The organism is Pseudovibrio sp. Ad37, from assembly GCF_001623075.1.
Taxonomy (GTDB): domain Bacteria; phylum Pseudomonadota; class Alphaproteobacteria; order Rhizobiales; family Stappiaceae; genus Pseudovibrio.
Genome location: NZ_LMCF01000079.1, coordinates 58784 through 74279, shown reverse-complemented (window position 1 = coordinate 74279; position 15496 = coordinate 58784). Strand labels below are relative to the sequence as shown.

The following is a 15496-nucleotide window of genomic DNA, read 5'->3' as shown; positions in this document are numbered from 1 at the left end:
TTTCACAAAAAAAGCGGACTGACACTGAGGGTCACCAGTCCGCCTTTAGTGGTCTTTTTGCTCACACGACTTAATGTATGACAGGCTGGTTCTCCAATCTTTCAAGGCTGGCATCAGCGAGATTATATAGGTTGGTGCGATCTACCCCATCACAGGCCTGCTTGATGAGAATAACCATGACTTCGGTATAGAATTCCGCAAGCTCATTGGGTCTAAAACCCGAGGCGAAGCGCTGTTTGCAGTTCTCCAGTTTTTGATAGATGCGTCCGTGGACCTGTTCTTTGAGGTGTGCCATTTCTTTGGCGATGACGCCGCCGGTATCAGAAATCTCCATAAGCTCAACCGAGAGCAAACTGCCATGAGGGCAGTCATCCTCGCAAAACAGTTCAATGCATTCGTAGAGGGCAATGCGGATGGCTTCGACTGGGTTGGAATGCATAGCGAAACCGGAGAGGATCTGGTGCTCGTATCTGGTCAAGTACCATTTGACCACATTGGAGAACAGATTAGCGGTGTCATGAAAGGTTTGGGATAAACGCTCGGTTGGGACGCCCGTCGCTGTACTGATTTGCTCAAGCGATGTTGCTTCCACCCCAAAATTTGAGAATTCGTGGATGGAGGCTGCAAAAGTTTTTGTCAAACTGATCGGTGTCGGCTGGTTCGTTTTAACGGTCTCGATTTGCATCGAAAATCTCCCGTATCTCTATTGAGCGAGCCTTCAATCTTAAGCTCTTTTACGTATGCAACAACTTACCCTCACGCGAACGGAACTCATCCTTAACAAAGAGGATCGGTTTGTCTCAGCTTTAGTGAAAAATGATGTAACCATCTGTGGCCATGTAAGAATATTAGGCTGAATTTTACGGAACTCTCATTCTGCGAAGGCTGCATGACCTTGCGTCTGCTGTCATCTATTGTGGCGAGACTTTGATATTTTGTCGTGTTGGTTAACGCAGCTTGTTACAAAAGCAATCAGGGCGATTACGTGACCAGATTAAAGCGGTGCGCTACGATGGGCCATTATTCCCTGCCCTTATCTCTCAACACAAAAAGCCTTCTAAAAAAATACAACTCAAGGGCGACAAAAGTTGACAGGCACCCTCACCTAAAAAAGAGCCTGACAGATGTTCATTTCTGTCAGGCTCTTCGGTCGGACTGTGCTGGACGTACTCATTTGCGGTAGACTTCCAGTAGCTCCAAGCTCAAATCTGCCACGCGGTAGAGCTCATCACTTGGGATGCCATCTGCTGCCTGACTGGCGAGACCTCTGAGCGTTGTGATGTAGAAGCGCGCCAGTACGGGAATGTCTGCTGTGTCCTTCAAGTGGGTCTTGTTGCTGTTCAGCTTCATCAAGATGGTGGCGTAGACCTTGCGGCGCAAAGACAGCAACTCCGAGATCAGGATCCGGTCACTTTGTTGACGGCAGCCAGAGCGTAGGACAACAGCTTGGCGTGCTCACACTGCTTGTTGCAGAACAGTCCGATGCATTCATAGAGCGCACCGCGCAGGGCTTCCGTGGGATTGGAGTGAAGCGCAAACTCTGACAGGAGCTGTCTTCCATACTGATCCAGGTACCACATCACTGCAGTGCGATAGAGATGTTCTTTACTCTCAAAGTTCTCATTGAGGAAATGATAGGAAACACCTGACTGGCGGCACACATCATCAATGGATGTGCGATGCACACCGAGGCGCCAGAATACTTTGAGGGATGCTTTGAGTGCTTCCTGCATTGACTGTGGGAACGTCTCGGTGAAGTTAATGGTATCACTATCCATCGTCAGCCTCCCTTGGTGTTGGGCAATCCATACCAAAAGCATAGGTGACAGGAGGCTTGGAACAACAAACTCAAGAGTGCATGGGAAATATCCTTAACAGTATCATTCACGATACTCTGATATATTATGTAAATGACATTCTTTAGTTTTCGTAATATTGCAAAATAAAAAGGCGTGATTGCGTAATTTTATTAACAAATTACGCCTAATAACGCAATTTTGCGCCATTTCCTTTATCAGAAACGACGAGATGCCTGCAGTACGCTCAAACTGTGTTCTGCGATTTTATGCAGTTCTGTCGGGCAGTTAACGTCTCTTGCCTGAACAGCCATGCCTTGAATTGTGGCGCCAAAGAAGCTGGCAAGGGCCGGAAGGTCAGTTCCTTCGACAAACTGGGTTTCACAGGCTTTAAACTTATCTGCGATGATCTTGATGGTTTGCTGGCGTAAATCAGCCAATTTACGTGCCAATGCGCCTTGAGCATTAGAGCTTTCGACCAATCCGGTGGCGATCATACAACCAGAAGGATGGTCTCCACCGACGAAAACCTCCACACATTCATAAAGAACGGTCCGGATTGCTTCATAAACACAGGAATGCAGAGCAAGGCCAGACAGCATTTGCCGGCCATAGCTTGCCGAATACCTGTCGATTGCAGCCAAGTACAGTTCCTCCTTGGAGGAAAATGCTGCATACAGACTTGGTGGTGCAATACCCATGGCAGTGACTAGCTCATTTATCGAAGTCGCTTCATAGCCCTGTTGCCAGAACAGGACACTTGCGATCTCCAGTATTTTATCTTTATCCAACCGACGGGGTCGACCGCGGGGGGCTTTTTCCATTTCCATAGTGGTCACTATATATATTGATTTAAATTTTAATCAATCATAGTTTTACCAAGGGTATTCCTTGGGTTTCTGGCATTATATCACCTCCTTCACCCACACATTACTGATGCATATCAAAATGTTATGCAAAAACCCGTAGCCAATTTCTCAGTGCTTTAGCGCCTTTCACTCCGGCTAAGGTATAATGACAGATTGTCGCAGCCCCTTGCGATCTGCCTGCATGTTCCCCAACAACACTGGGAACGTTAAGCCCAGCGAGATAGCTTCCAACTCCTGCTATGAGGCCGGATAATCTCCTGCTTACCCCACAAAAAAGAGCGGCACTCAGGCCGCTCTCTTAGTGATGCTTTGCTTTGTGGTGGCGGTTACGCCTTTACGGCAGCAGACAAGCCCAGCAGGCTTTTGGAGTCCAGTACGTTGTCCAGGTTTGCCTGAACTTTGAACATTCCGCCTTCGCCAACTTTATAGCCAGCGACCCCGGTACATGCTTTTTGTACCGTCTTACCGCCCATCACTTCGGAGGACAGGCTCATCAGAGCATTTTGCGCTTCTGTGCGCTGGCCATAGATCTGCGGCACAAGAGACTTCTCATTTTCTGCACGACCTGCATTCAGGCTTTCTACTTCCATGAGGCGTGCTTTGACCGCTGCATCCAGATAACCTGTACGATCCTTGCCGGACATGCAGTTGATCGCAGGGACAGCTCCGGTTTCATTCGCAATCAGGTTGACCAGAACGGCAACACCATAGGCATTGCCTGCGGAACGGCGCTGCTTGCCATCATTGACCGCCTCATGCAGCTGGGTACTGTAACTCTCAAGACGGGCAACTTTACCTGGATCGTTGGCCTCTACAGCATCGGTTTTGGCTTGCTCCACCATTTCGTCCAGTTGACCGATCAATGGCTCATTGTGGTTATCAGCCCATTTCCAGCCGGTAAGACGATCCCCCAAATGTTTGCCGATGGACCCAGAGAACAATCCCAGTTTCGCAAAACCGTTGACCCCCATGCTGAATGGCAGCACTTCGACCTTTACATTGACTTCCGTCACGCCCTCACCAGGCAAGTCAACCTTAATGGTCTGCTCGCCCTGTGCGCGGCCCCATGCTTCTTGCTGGCCAGTCTCATAGGTTTTTGCTTTGGCCGCAGCGGTCAACAGAGAGGTTGAGACGATTTTCAGCGGGAATGGTTCTCCCGGGTGTTCAGTACGCCATTTGACGATCTCAGAGGTCTTCGTGGACGCCGCTGCTGTCACCACTTCTCGGGTTCTGTTGTCCGCTCCAGTTTTGGCCAAGTCAGCATCATGCTTAACGCCAAATGGGAAATTCACTCCGTGACGGACGGCAGCATAAGACGTGGTCTCGCCTTTCAGCTCACTGACCCAGAGGTTGACGGCGTGATCTGTTTCAGAGGTCGCGGTGGAGCTGATGCCATTTACATTACTGGTCTGATACCCATCCTTCAACGCATTCAGCTTTGCTGCAGGTGTGGTGGTGGCTATGAAGCTGCTGTTTGCCACGCTGTCTATATCTGCAGCGCCCAGCTCTACCTGGGTTTCATGATTGAGTGTGACGGTCTCTGTCGTGATCTGCCAGTTGGCCTCAGTCTTGTTCAGGCTCTGAGTTATGTGAGCGGACATGTGCTTCTGGATATCGCTTTTCAGCGCTTTGACCTCACTCTTGGAGAGCGTCGTCCCTTCGGTAGAAGCAGCCAGCTTATAAGCTGAGATGACTTCCTTCTGGATATCCTTGTTCAAGGCCTTGGATGCTTTCGAAATCCCTTTGATATCATCGGGTTGTTCTGCAATCTTTGCATCCAACCGATTGAACGCCGCCTTGATGCCCACTTCTGCTTTGATCTCGAAGACATCACTGTTTCCGCGAACCCCAGCACTCAGCAATTCTGCAACAGCATACTTTGCGGCTGGTCTTACATGGGTTTCGGCCCGTTCCTTGATGTTTTCAACGGATGTAGCAAGGCTCTTGTTGTTTTCGGTAAACTGAGCTGTTTTTGCGTTCACCAACTGCTTGGTAGCACCCGTTGCAGCCGGAGCGGTTTCCGCTTGGGATGCACGAGAACTGCCCGTGAAGAACGCCTTGATCCGGGTGAGGACGCTCTCGGTCTCTCTGCCCTCTGCCGGGGTGTTTACACGTGCTGCCAAGCTGTGGTGGGGAGCGCCTGAGAGTTTTTCTCTGACATATGCAACAATTTTATACAGGCCACCATCATGGCTCCGCACTTCAGTCGATTTTACGGCTGTGTTTTCAGCAGCATTGGTATTTGCCTGATTTACAGATGTAGTTTCAATAGGTTGGACAGTTGTCGATGCCGCGACCGTCGAGATTCCCATGCCTAGTTCCCTTAGTTTTGTCTTTTAGCGGCGCGTTGAGCGCGTTCTTGAGACAAAGCATATGGAAAGCTGAGGGGCGTGATGTGCCCTTTGGCACGCCTATGGGTTGATTGTCTCTGTTAGACAGAGTTCAAATCAAACATCCCGTTTAAAGGAGCACCCGTGTCGAACTTTCAAACAGCCGCTAATGAATTCCTGGAAAGCATTGATTTAAGCCCGATGCTGGAGGATGACCTCGACGGCGAACTCGTGCTTGAAATTAATCAGAATTTTTCTCTGGTATTCGGCTTTGATCAGACTACCGAAACGTGCGTGCTCCGCATTCTCTTCAATGACTTGCCAACTGATACACGCGTTCTCACAGAACTGCTGCAAAACAGCAATACGTTGGATGTGGCGGGTTATAATCTGACCTTTGGCCTTGAGGTTGCCCATTCCTCAGCCTATGGCGAAATCCGCATTCCAGACAGCGACTTTGACGTGACGCATCTGCGGCAGGTTTTCCCGGTCTTCCTTCAGGTTTCTGAGTGGTACGCAGAAGTTAAAGTCGGTGCGGCCCCTGAATTGTCGAGCCAGAACCACCCGCAAATGTGGATGTAACTCCTGAGACTGGCCTCGTGCCTTTGAGACAGAGATAGCGCAAAAACAAAGCCAGCTCCGCACAAACGGAACTGGCTTTGTTAAACTCACTCGGTTTGCTGCGATCAGCGCATGGCTTCTACAGCTGCCTTTGCGCAGGTTGCATCATTTTCCATGGAGCTGCCTGCAACGCCGATTGCACCCACCAGAGCGCTTTCACCTACGATGATCGGCAGACCGCCGGCAATGCCTAAAATGCCCGGGAACTGTTTGAAGACCGGTGCCTTCTCCAGAACCTCGTTCACCTGCTCTGTTGGCATGCCCCAGGACAAAGATGTGTTTGCCTTGAGCGTTGCGCCTTTGTAGCTGGCAGGCAGAGCCTCATCCATGCGTGCAGACGCCACAACATCCTCTCCCCGATCCAGAATAACGATGGACATGTTCCAACCGTTATCCTTCGCCAGAGCCACACAGACGCTTACGCCTTTGCCTGCTGCATCAAGGCTCAAATAAGGACGAGTATGGTCCTGAGCGGTTGCCGCGCTTGCCGCCAGTGCCATAGATGCCCCTAAGAGAAGCGATTTTGCATTTATATTCATGAATTTATCTCGCGTTCCTTTTCCCCACGTGCGCGCGGACTCAATTTTAAAATTGTGTCCGAAGCAAGGGTGCCCAGCGCAAATCTGAGTTTATCCAGTAACTTTTATGAATTACCTGCCGATATGATGGAATTTTTGACAAGAAAAGACCCGCCTGACGCAATCAAGCATCAAGCGGGCTTTTTTTTTCAGCAGACAGCTGAAATCACTGAGCTAAATTAGCCTACGACTTCGGTGCCGGAGAACCAGTAAGCGATTTCTTCAGCAGCTGTTTCAGGAGCGTCAGAACCGTGTACGGAGTTTTCGCCGATGGACAGAGCGAATTCCTTACGGATGGTGCCTTCAGCAGCATCTGCAGGGTTGGTAGCGCCCATGACTTCACGGTTTTTCGCGATTGCGTTTTCGCCTTCCAGAACCTGAACGATGGTTGGAGCGGAAGACATGAATTCTGTCAGTTCACCAAAGAAAGGACGCTCTTTGTGTACTGCATAGAAACCTTCAGCTTCACGCAGGGACATCCAAACGCGCTTGGATGCAACAACGCTAAGGCCAGCTTCTTCGAGCTTAGCGGTGATAGCACCGGTCAGGTTGCGTTTGGTTGCGTCCGGCTTGATCATGGAAAACGTGCGTTCAATCGCCATCGTTATTACCTGCAGTTTGTCACGAGCTTCCGAAGGGCAGCTCTCATTAAAAATCTTTTTCCTGCAGCGCCTTAACAAAGCGCCACAAAGGTTCGCGCGAGATATACTTAAACTCTCCCTTAAAAAGCAAGAGGGTATATCCGTATTCCCACGTTGTCCTGCGTGAAAACTGCAGAAAACAGGCGATTATGACTCATTGATGACGGTTGCAATGCTGTTATCAGCCCTGCTCCGTGGCACCCCTCCCGCCTCTTCCGTATGGACCCCTTTGATTTTAAGGGGAGGTTTTCCCAAGGAGGCAATGACGCGAATGCAGGCTTTTGGCGAAAAGGGTTGAGGTTCCAACAGGTTCTGGCGCTGCATGGACAACTACGTCTTTCGGGTTGCGACTACACGTCTCCCCCTACGGCTGGTTTTGTTTGAGATGGGTCAATTTATAGAGGTTCAAAGGCGTGCATTGTTCTTGCAACAGACATAGCAAGAGGACACCCCTATGAAAGCAGCATTTGTAATGTATGCCTCCTATAACAAGTGGGCTAACGATCTATTGCTTCAGGAATGCGACCAGATCACTGCGGAAGAGTATCACCGTGATCTTGGCGTTTATTTCAATTCCATTCATGGCACCATGGATCACCAGTATGTGGCAGATAAGATCTGGCTCTATCGCTTTACTGGCCAAGGCGACCCGATTGACAGCCTTGACGAACAGTTGACCGGCGACCTTGCAACCTTGCAGGAAAAGCGCCGTCTGCTGGACGTTCGTATCTGCTCGGTGATTGATCAGATGCAGGAGAAAGACTTCCTGCGCACCATGATCTATCGCACTGTGCGCAAGCCACTGGTGATGCAGCAGCCCCTTGGCGCTGCGCTGTTCCACTTCTTCAACCATCAGACCCACCACCGCGGACAGGTGCATGCCATGCTGACCCAGCTGGGCCGGACACCTGCGGCGCTGGACATGATCTACTTCCAGCGTGAGACCGGGCAATGGATGGCAAAAGAAGAGGACATGATTACCGCCTGACGAAAGGCAACTGATTTCGCCCGATTATCGGGCGTGTGCTCTTGTTTCTCCCTGAAGAGGTCAATTATGATCTGGTATTGATCATGATCTTTTCAGGGATGCATTTATGGAGCGTGTTACAAAGCCCGGCAAACAGTCCGCTCAGGCGCCCTTGCCTGATGACGTTGCGGCGGTGTTTGCCGCTTACCCTGAGGACAAACGCGTCCGCCTGCTGGACCTGCGCTCGCTTATCCTGGACTGCGCCCAGCGCTTATATGGCCCCTCCTCTTTGACAGAGACGCTGAAGTGGGGTGAACCTTCCTATCGCCCTTTGCCAAAGCATGGCGGCACCACGGTGCGCCTTCACTGGAAACCAAAGTTCGGCGATCAGCTCGGCCTGTTCGTGCACTGCCAAACCACCCTCATTGCTGACATGCGCGCCCTTTATGGCGATGTGCTGAATTTTGAAGGCAACCGCTGCCTCTGGGTGCCTGTAAGTGGCACTTACCCACGTGATCCCGTCGAGCACTTTGTGGCGGAGGCGTTCAGGTATGGGAAGAGGTAGGAGTTACTCACTCCGGACCTAAAAGAAAACACTTCTTTCATTGATTGAAGTAAAGAAAATACATTAAATTGGAAGGCATGAATCTGATTTAATTCAAATGGGTTAGGTATATTGAAGATCAATTTTTCAGCTTTTGACTGGTGGCAAATTTTTTTGCTGTTTTTTTTCGCGGTATTTGCGCTCATCTTCATTACGTTTTCGGCTTACGGAGCTCTGTCGGTATTCGGAGTGCTAAGAGGTGCTGATGTAGTCATTTCTTTGACTAATAACTTTTGGATAGGTTCATTTGGCATTTTAGCAACGCTTATCGTTGCAGTAATCACTGCGTTTTCTGTGTCAGCAATAAAACAACAAACTGCTAAAGCCCAAGAGCAAGCCGAGTACGAACGTCACAGACGAGCGGAAATGTATCGTGCTCGCCTGCCTTTTGATCTAGTCAACATTGGCAAGTTTATTGATCTTCTCGCATATAACTATAACAAACTATTCATCGAAATAAAACGCAGAGAAGAAACAAGTGAACCTGATATTTCAATCGAAGAAACAAATGATCTTGGCTTTAAAAATGTTAAAGATCCACATTTTTATCTGGATACACTTTGCGGTTATTTGGAGTATGGTGATGAGCACATTGCAAATGCTATCATCTCTATAATGCATGGCTTGCAAGAAGCACATTCCAGCGCGTCCTTTAATGAAAAGCACGACTTGGTATTCTGTGCGAATAGCTATCGAGACGAGTTGATCGTATTAGCCAAACTCAAATCTAAGATTTTGGGTCTTCTCCGGCAAATGAGACAAAGAGACACGGAAGAAAGACCAGATATTTTTCAACTGTCCTTCGAGCGAACCGTTCGTTCATGGGAATTCAATGCAATCGTAAGTCCCGAGCAAGTTCAATACTGTTTAGATAATCATCAAAAAATTGCGTGTAATCAGTAGTAGCCCACATTCTTAAGCCACACCATCATCAGAAAAACATTAGAATCGGATTGCTTGCCCCTTGCACAACAAGAGGTTTGCGGGCAAACAGCGTGGCATGCTTCAGGTTTCTAATCTTACATATCGCATTGCCGGGCGTCTTTTGATCGACAATGCCTCCGTTACTATTCCAAGTGGTGCGAAAACCGGTCTTGTCGGGCGCAACGGCGTTGGCAAGTCTACGCTGTTCAAACTGCTGTGCGGTGAGCTGTCCGTTGAGAGCGGCAGTGTGCACATGCCGCAAAAGGCGCGCGTGGGTCAGGTGGCTCAGGAAGCGCCGGGCACGCAGGAAACGCTTTTGGAAGTGGTTCTGGCGGCTGATACGGAACGCACCGCTCTTTTGGCTGAGGCCGAAACAGCTGAAGATGCGCACCGTATTGCTGAGATCCATACGCGACTTGTCGATATTGAGAGCCACAGCGCTGAAGCGCGGGCCTCTGCGATCCTGAGCGGACTGGGCTTTTCTTACGACGAGCAGCAGCAGCCGTGTGCCAACTTCTCCGGTGGTTGGCGTATGCGTGTTGCGCTTGCGGCCCTGTTGTTTTCCAAGCCAGACCTGATGCTGCTTGACGAGCCGACCAACTACCTCGACCTTGAAGGTACGATGTGGCTGGAGAACTTCATTGCGCGTTATCCGTATCAGGTTGTTCTGATCAGCCATGATCGCGACCTTTTGAACAATGCGGTCGACAGCATCGTGCATATGGATGGTGGTAAGCTCACCTTCTATCGCGGTGGTTATGACAGTTTTGACCGTCAGCGCCGTGAAACCATTTTGCTGCAGAAGAAGGCGGCTGATAAGCAGGAAAAGGCACGCAAGCACATTCAAAGCTTCGTTGACCGTTTCCGCGCGAAGGCTACCAAAGCGAAACAGGCGCAGTCTCGTATCAAGATGCTTGAGAAGATGCAGCCGATTTCTGTGTTGGATGAAGGATCAGGACTGGAGCTGCATATTCCGCAGCCTGAGGCCAAGCTTTCTCCGCCGATCATCAAGCTGGAACAGGCTTCCGTTGGCTATGATGACACGGTGATCCTGAAGAACCTGACGCTGAACATTGACCATGATGACCGCATTGCTCTTTTGGGAGCCAATGGTAACGGTAAATCGACCTTCGCCAAGCTGATTGCCGGGCGCCTTGGGTTGATGTCTGGTGATATGACTAAGGCCACCAAGCTGAGCACTGCGTTTTTTGCGCAGCATCAGCTGGATGACCTGATGCCCGAAAGCAACCCGATTGAGCATGTGCGTCCGCTGATGCCGGGCGCGTTGGAATCCAAAATCCGCGCGCGTGTGGACCGGTTTGGTTTGCCGACAGACCGGATGCTGACCCCTGCCAAGGATCTTTCCGGTGGTGAGAAAGCCCGGTTGCTGCTGGGCCTTGCCACGTTCTACGGACCGAACCTTGTTATCCTCGATGAGCCGACCAACCACCTTGATATCGACAGCCGCGAAGCCCTTGTGCACGCGATCAACGATTATGACGGTGCGGTCATTCTCATCAGCCATGACAGGCATCTGGTAGAGGCCTGTGCAGACCGGCTGTGGCTGGTTGCCGATGGCGGAGTGAGAAACTTTGACGGCGACATGTCGGAGTACCGCAAGCTGATCTTAAAGGGCGACAGTGGTTCCAAGTCCAAGGTGGTGGCTGATGAAGACAGCGAGAAAGCCAATGCACAGGCGCGCCGGAAGGAAGCTGCTGAGCGCCGTGCCAAAACCGCACCGCTGAAGAAGAACATTGAAGCTGCGGAAAAAGAGATCTCCAAATACCAGAAGTACATCAAAAAGCTTGATGCCCTGCTGGCTGATCCTCGCATCTACACCGAGGCACCGGACAAGGCAAAACAACACGCCATCCGCCGTGCTGCCTATGTGAAGGTGCTGGAAGAGACCGAAGAGAACTGGCTGAAGATGTCCGCTGAGCTGGAAGAGCTGACAGGCGGCTAGGCTTATCGCTTTAGAGAGATTGTTATGAACCCGGGACTGGAAGCAGTGCCGGGTTTTTTATTGCTACGTGCAGAGCGCCTTATGCATCCCTGTCAGACATACCTATGTCATTAGCTCCCCCCAACGGGAAGGACCGGCGTAGCCCAAATTTCATGGCAAAGGCCAGAATCAAAGCAGTAAAGGCTAACATGAGTGTTGCGAAGAGAGCGTCATTTGGCTGGTTGGTGCAGACACTTCCCTTGCAATGCATTGCGACCAGAGATGGCTCGCGCCTGTCGCCCTGCAACTTAAGCAGTTTTAAATATGTGCGCTCGCTGAAGATATGACTTTTGTCGCGCTCGTTCATCACCACGATCGCTTTGCCCGCAACCTCGAGACTGAGCTTTGCAAATTCAACAGTGCGCTCTTGAGCATCTTGTTTGTAGGAACTTGAATATCTGAGCACAGGCCACCAGGCCTGCATAGGGACGAAAGTGTGCAAGAGAATTGGCAAACACACCAACAGCCCGAGCTTCACCAGCGGCTGCTTCATTAAACCTCCTCAAAACAAATAAAGTAATTAAAACAATAATTTAATTGAAATATCTAATACACAGATTCACCGGCTTCACAAACTGATTCAAGTGAACAGTTCACGTCATGTTATGCCTCAGAAACCAGTTTTGACAGGGCTTTCATTCGGTCATTCTTAGAACCTGTCAGCTCCACAATTTCGGGCAGGACGTCCAACACTCCGAGCGTGTCATCGCGGAGGATCTGCTTCAGACGGGTGTCGATTTGCTTCCGGAGTTTGAGGTATTCGATGGTGGTGGTGGTGATCTCATGTTAAAAAATTAGGTCACATCAGACAGGCGAAAAAACCAAGTTCACCGGTTTAACCGGAATACTATTGCTATATTAGCTCCTGGTGGTGAACTGGAAATCGTTTTAATTGTGTGCCTTTACCAGCTTGATCGTTAGAACTCTGTCACTAAGCAATGCTTTTGCACCAAGCGGTGTCAAGCCGATGCTGTTACACATCTGTGCCAATCATTTCACAGATAAGTATCCAGCCTTTTTGAATAGCTTAGAAACCGCCTCGTCGAATTAGCTTTGGTTTCATTGCCACCTACAACGTCCGTAGATGCAATCCAGAGAGGCTCGCAGGCATTATATACTCTCAAGAATGATCATCTTCGTAGACTTGTTTATAGATTTTGTCGCCCGCTAAAATCTAAAGTATGAAAATGAGAGAGTTCATTAGCTGTAGTTAGTTGACGGTTATTGTTCGCATCTTTGACATGATCGTTATTACTCAGAACTACAAGCGCTTGTACGATCTCAAGTTAATTTACCAAGTAAAAACAGAAATTCAATTCTCAAATCTCCTCCCTCCTCACTGACAGTTCTCTACTTATAGAAAGTCGCTTCCTGGCTAAATACCTTTAACTGCATCTCAACTATGCAACCGCGGTAGTTTCTGTATTTCAAGAAAAACACTCTCTTTAAAGCCCTGCAATATTTGACGGATCAGCTTGACAGGGCGGTCACAGGCTTATAGTTGAATGTATGACTCATATTTAATACGCACCTCCTGATTGTATTGAGAATAGTGGTCTCCATTGTTTAAACCTTCGATAACTATGCCTGCCATTGCGGCGAGTACATTCCATCAAGCGTGTCTGGTGGTCATGGTGCCGTTACTGCAAGATGTCTTTGACCTGACACTCAGTATGATTGGGGTTGTTGTAGGAACAGGTTTGATGACAACCGCAATCAGTTTGCCTGCTTGGGGACGAATAGAAGCATATATCGGAGCTCTCGGTGCCTTGAAGATCATACTGAGTTTCGCGGTCTTAAGCGTGTCTGCAATTGCGGTCAGCTTTATGCTAGTCAGCTATGCTATAATCTCACCTCTTCTCGGATTAACTGTCCTCATTACGGCACGAATTGCTTATAGCATTTCAGTTCCAGCTCTCCTTCCGCTTACTCAAGCGATACTCGCAAGAAATTCGCAAAATTCTTCCAAGCTTCTAGCTCCGATAGGTCGTTTGAGTTCTATGACAGGTCTTGGACGACTTGCGGGAAATGCAGCTGTAGCTCCGCTCTTGCTTTTTGGAGGAGCCCTTCCACTTATTGCTCCAATTCCAGTCTATGCGGCTTGCTTATTTTTCGCATTTAAGCAGTCATCACCGGCATCCATAAAATGCAAAAAAAGCACCGAGCAAAAAGACCAGATCACACTTCCCAAAACTGCACTCTTGATTGGATTTTCTCTACAATTGTGCCTTGGTGCTACATATGTGCTGCTGGGCCCGCTCATAAAAGATAGCATGCAGCTGGACTCAACTGAGGCGACCACTTTTGCAAGTTATTGTCTTACCGCTGCTGTTCTAAGCGGATTGGTTGCTCAATTGGGGCTCTTACCAATCTTTCGCAAACATACAAGCATTGTGCAAATCACCAGCGCAATTAGCTTTACGGCAGGCCTCAGTCTGCTTTGCATAGCCCATACGCTGCCTTTTATCGCGATGAGTGCAGCTATCATTGGCGCCTCAGCAGCGCTGCTCTCGGCGACTAATTCAGTATATTTGCTGAAACAATTGCCAGCTTCACTCAAAGCAAAAGGTTCGACCACTCTTTCCTGTTCTCAGTTTGCTGGATTAGCCACAGGCTCCCTTCTTGGAGGCTTTGGTGGAGAGGCGAGTCTGACCTTAACTTTTTCATTTGCCACCTTAATCGCACTTGTTTTTTGCGTAGGTGGCTCCGGGTTCGTGATCAGCCACAAGCCAGTTGCGCGACCTTTGCGTCCCTCTGATATTTAACAGAACACAAAGGAGCCTTGAGATGTCCCAGATCGTCAAGATGCCGAAGAATACGCAATCAGTTTATGACCTGATCGGACTAGGCATAGGGCCGTTCAATTTGAGCGTTGCTGCACTGGCACAGAGCTCATCACGCATTCGCGCTGCATTTTTTGACAGCAAGTCAGAATTCAGCTGGCATCAGGGATTGATGTTTTCGCGATCTGTTTTGCAAACGTCGTTCTTGAAAGACCTTGTCACAGCAGTACAACCGACCAGTGCATACTCGTTTATGGCATTTCTGGTTGAGAAGAAGAGGTTCTATGACTTTTTAGCTGGCCGTTTCACCGGAGTAACCCGTGTGGAGTTTAATGAATATTTTGCATGGGCTGCTGGCAAGATGAACCATCTTCATTGGAACCACACTGCCCAGGAAGTCTCGGTAAAAGACAACCGTCTATCTGTGGCGTTTGAAGACGGACGAGTTTAGCACACTCCCAATCTTGTTATCGGCACAGGCATGAAGCCTTTTATACCGCAGTGGGCGACCCCTTACTTAGGTGAAAATTGTTTCCACGCAAGTAGTTACCTCAACAAAGCACGGCAGATAAAAAACAACCGTATTGCAGTCATTGGCGGAGGACAAACCGGTGCCAAAATTGTTCTGGACCTTTTAACAAGCAAACAAGCAGCTCCATTGGAGGTCCAGTGGATCAGCAATTTACCCCGGTTCTCCCCCCTAGAAGAAGGTGGGTTTGTTGATCAGGTTTTCACACCTGCTTATGTTCAGAGCTACCAGACTCTTCCCAAGCAAAGCCAGCAACAAGAAGTGGTAAACCAGAAGCTCGCAAGTGATGGCCTAACCCCAAGCACAGTCGACGAGCTGTACGCAGAAATCTATCGTCGTAAGCATCTTTGCGCGGATCCCTGTACCATCACCTTACTGCCGGGACGGGACGTAAAAGCTATGGAACAGCAGGGAACCGGCTATCGGTTGACCTCAAGCTCTACGATCAGCGGTCAGACGGAAACGCAGCAAGCGGATCTGGTCATACTAGCGACAGGGGCAAGGCCAGCGCTTCCGGAGTTTATGACGCCGCTCTTACCGCGCCTTTCGTTAGATGAAAATGGCCTGCCGGAATTGGATGCGTCCTACCGCCTGCAATGGGATGGACCAAGAAACCTTCAGATTTTTGGGTTAAATCTCGGCCTTTCCTCTCACGGCATTGTGGATCCGCAAATGAGCCTCATGACGTGGAGGAGTGCGACCATATTAAATGCTGTTGTCGGAGAGCCTCTCTTCGATCTGGAAGAAGACAGTGAATTAATCGATTGGCCAAGTGTGCCACGAGCGGAAATCTTAAATCAGGTCATACCAGCCTGAACCGCTGATTAAATCATTAATTGCTCTATTCTTCAG

14 protein-coding genes and 1 pseudogene are annotated in these 15496 nt (G+C 49.4%); 7 read left to right on the top strand and 8 right to left on the bottom strand.

Translation table 11 applies throughout. The features are described 5' to 3' along the window. Positions 1 to 70: 70 nt before the first annotated feature. The 5 genes from PsAD37_RS13295 to PsAD37_RS13280 all read right to left on the bottom strand — a co-directional run bounded on the left by PsAD37_RS13295 (position 71) and on the right by PsAD37_RS13280 (position 4977). On the bottom strand, positions 71 to 685 hold the full coding sequence (locus PsAD37_RS13295) for a TetR/AcrR family transcriptional regulator (RefSeq protein ID WP_063296551.1): 615 nt from the start codon (positions 683 to 685) through the stop codon (positions 71 to 73). Between the two features lie 485 nt (positions 686 to 1170). Beyond that, positions 1171 to 1380, bottom strand: a complete 210-nt coding sequence (locus PsAD37_RS28750; protein WP_208991863.1) for a hypothetical protein — start codon at positions 1378 to 1380, stop codon at positions 1171 to 1173. Between the two features lie 17 nt (positions 1381 to 1397). Further along, positions 1398 to 1778: a TetR/AcrR family transcriptional regulator gene (locus tag PsAD37_RS28745; RefSeq protein WP_208991862.1), complete on the bottom strand. Its 381-nt coding sequence runs from the start codon at positions 1776 to 1778 to the stop codon at positions 1398 to 1400. Between the two features lie 236 nt (positions 1779 to 2014). Beyond that, positions 2015 to 2626, bottom strand: coding sequence for a TetR/AcrR family transcriptional regulator (locus PsAD37_RS13285; protein ID WP_063296550.1), 612 nt, complete (start codon positions 2624 to 2626; stop codon positions 2015 to 2017). 365 nt (positions 2627 to 2991) lie between these two features. Then, positions 2992 to 4977 (bottom strand): inositol phosphate phosphatase SopB, encoded by a 1986-nt coding sequence (locus PsAD37_RS13280; protein ID WP_063296549.1) that lies wholly within the window; start codon positions 4975 to 4977, stop codon positions 2992 to 2994. A gap of 162 nt (positions 4978 to 5139) precedes the next feature. Between PsAD37_RS13280 and PsAD37_RS13275 the strand changes: the two genes are divergently transcribed. Beyond that, a complete protein-coding gene (locus PsAD37_RS13275; protein ID WP_063296548.1) occupies positions 5140 to 5577 on the top strand; it encodes a hypothetical protein in 438 nt (145 codons plus the stop codon). Positions 5578 to 5681: 104 nt separating this feature from the next. Here the strand turns inward: PsAD37_RS13275 and PsAD37_RS13270 are convergent, their stop codons facing one another. Both PsAD37_RS13270 and ndk read right to left on the bottom strand, forming a co-directional pair. Beyond that, on the bottom strand, positions 5682 to 6116 hold the full coding sequence (locus PsAD37_RS13270; RefSeq protein WP_208991861.1) for a heme-binding protein: 435 nt from the start codon (positions 6114 to 6116) through the stop codon (positions 5682 to 5684). A 257-nt stretch (positions 6117 to 6373) separates the two neighbouring features. Further along, positions 6374 to 6796: a nucleoside-diphosphate kinase gene (gene ndk / locus PsAD37_RS13265; protein ID WP_063296546.1), complete on the bottom strand. Its 423-nt coding sequence runs from the start codon at positions 6794 to 6796 to the stop codon at positions 6374 to 6376. A 493-nt stretch (positions 6797 to 7289) separates the two neighbouring features. On the opposite strand from ndk, the gene PsAD37_RS13260 reads away from it, so the two are divergent. From PsAD37_RS13260 to PsAD37_RS13245, 4 genes are all read left to right on the top strand, one after another. Further along, a complete protein-coding gene (locus PsAD37_RS13260) occupies positions 7290 to 7823 on the top strand; it encodes a DinB family protein (protein WP_063296545.1) in 534 nt (177 codons plus the stop codon). 106 nt (positions 7824 to 7929) lie between these two features. Next, on the top strand, positions 7930 to 8367 hold the full coding sequence (locus tag PsAD37_RS13255) for a DUF1801 domain-containing protein (protein WP_063296544.1): 438 nt from the start codon (positions 7930 to 7932) through the stop codon (positions 8365 to 8367). Positions 8368 to 8478: 111 nt separating this feature from the next. Then, the gene (locus PsAD37_RS13250) at positions 8479 to 9309 is read left to right on the top strand and encodes a hypothetical protein (RefSeq protein WP_063296543.1); all 831 of its coding nucleotides are present in this window, start codon (positions 8479 to 8481) and stop codon (positions 9307 to 9309) included. A 97-nt stretch (positions 9310 to 9406) separates the two neighbouring features. Next, positions 9407 to 11293, top strand: coding sequence for an ABC-F family ATP-binding cassette domain-containing protein (locus PsAD37_RS13245; protein WP_063296617.1), 1887 nt, complete (start codon positions 9407 to 9409; stop codon positions 11291 to 11293). 79 nt (positions 11294 to 11372) lie between these two features. On the opposite strand, the gene PsAD37_RS13240 is transcribed toward PsAD37_RS13245, so the two are convergent. Continuing rightward, the gene (locus PsAD37_RS13240; protein ID WP_063296542.1) at positions 11373 to 11825 is read right to left on the bottom strand and encodes a hypothetical protein; all 453 of its coding nucleotides are present in this window, start codon (positions 11823 to 11825) and stop codon (positions 11373 to 11375) included. A 1069-nt stretch (positions 11826 to 12894) separates the two neighbouring features. On the opposite strand from PsAD37_RS13240, the gene PsAD37_RS13235 reads away from it, so the two are divergent. Together PsAD37_RS13235 and PsAD37_RS27545 are read left to right on the top strand one after the other, a co-directional pair. Further along, the gene (locus PsAD37_RS13235; protein WP_153039742.1) at positions 12895 to 14097 is read left to right on the top strand and encodes an MFS transporter; all 1203 of its coding nucleotides are present in this window, start codon (positions 12895 to 12897) and stop codon (positions 14095 to 14097) included. A 22-nt stretch (positions 14098 to 14119) separates the two neighbouring features. Continuing rightward, positions 14120 to 15460: pseudogene (locus PsAD37_RS27545) on the top strand (lysine N(6)-hydroxylase/L-ornithine N(5)-oxygenase family protein). The last annotated feature ends 36 nt before the right edge of the window (positions 15461 to 15496 follow it).

Coding starts and splice junctions, on each gene's coding strand:
- PsAD37_RS13270 (WP_208991861.1), bottom strand. CDS start 6,116: ATGGCACTGGCGGCAAGCGCGGCAACCGCTCAGGACCATACTCGTCCT.
- PsAD37_RS13285 (WP_063296550.1), bottom strand. CDS start 2,626: ATGGAAATGGAAAAAGCCCCCCGCGGTCGACCCCGTCGGTTGGATAAA.
- PsAD37_RS13245 (WP_063296617.1), top strand. CDS start 9,407: ATGCTTCAGGTTTCTAATCTTACATATCGCATTGCCGGGCGTCTTTTG.
- PsAD37_RS13260 (WP_063296545.1), top strand. CDS start 7,290: ATGAAAGCAGCATTTGTAATGTATGCCTCCTATAACAAGTGGGCTAAC.
- PsAD37_RS13255 (WP_063296544.1), top strand. CDS start 7,930: ATGGAGCGTGTTACAAAGCCCGGCAAACAGTCCGCTCAGGCGCCCTTG.
- PsAD37_RS13240 (WP_063296542.1), bottom strand. CDS start 11,825: ATGAAGCAGCCGCTGGTGAAGCTCGGGCTGTTGGTGTGTTTGCCAATT.
- PsAD37_RS13295 (WP_063296551.1), bottom strand. CDS start 685: ATGCAAATCGAGACCGTTAAAACGAACCAGCCGACACCGATCAGTTTG.
- PsAD37_RS13280 (WP_063296549.1), bottom strand. CDS start 4,977: ATGGGAATCTCGACGGTCGCGGCATCGACAACTGTCCAACCTATTGAA.
- ndk (WP_063296546.1), bottom strand. CDS start 6,796: ATGGCGATTGAACGCACGTTTTCCATGATCAAGCCGGACGCAACCAAA.
- PsAD37_RS28745 (WP_208991862.1), bottom strand. CDS start 1,778: ATGGATAGTGATACCATTAACTTCACCGAGACGTTCCCACAGTCAATG.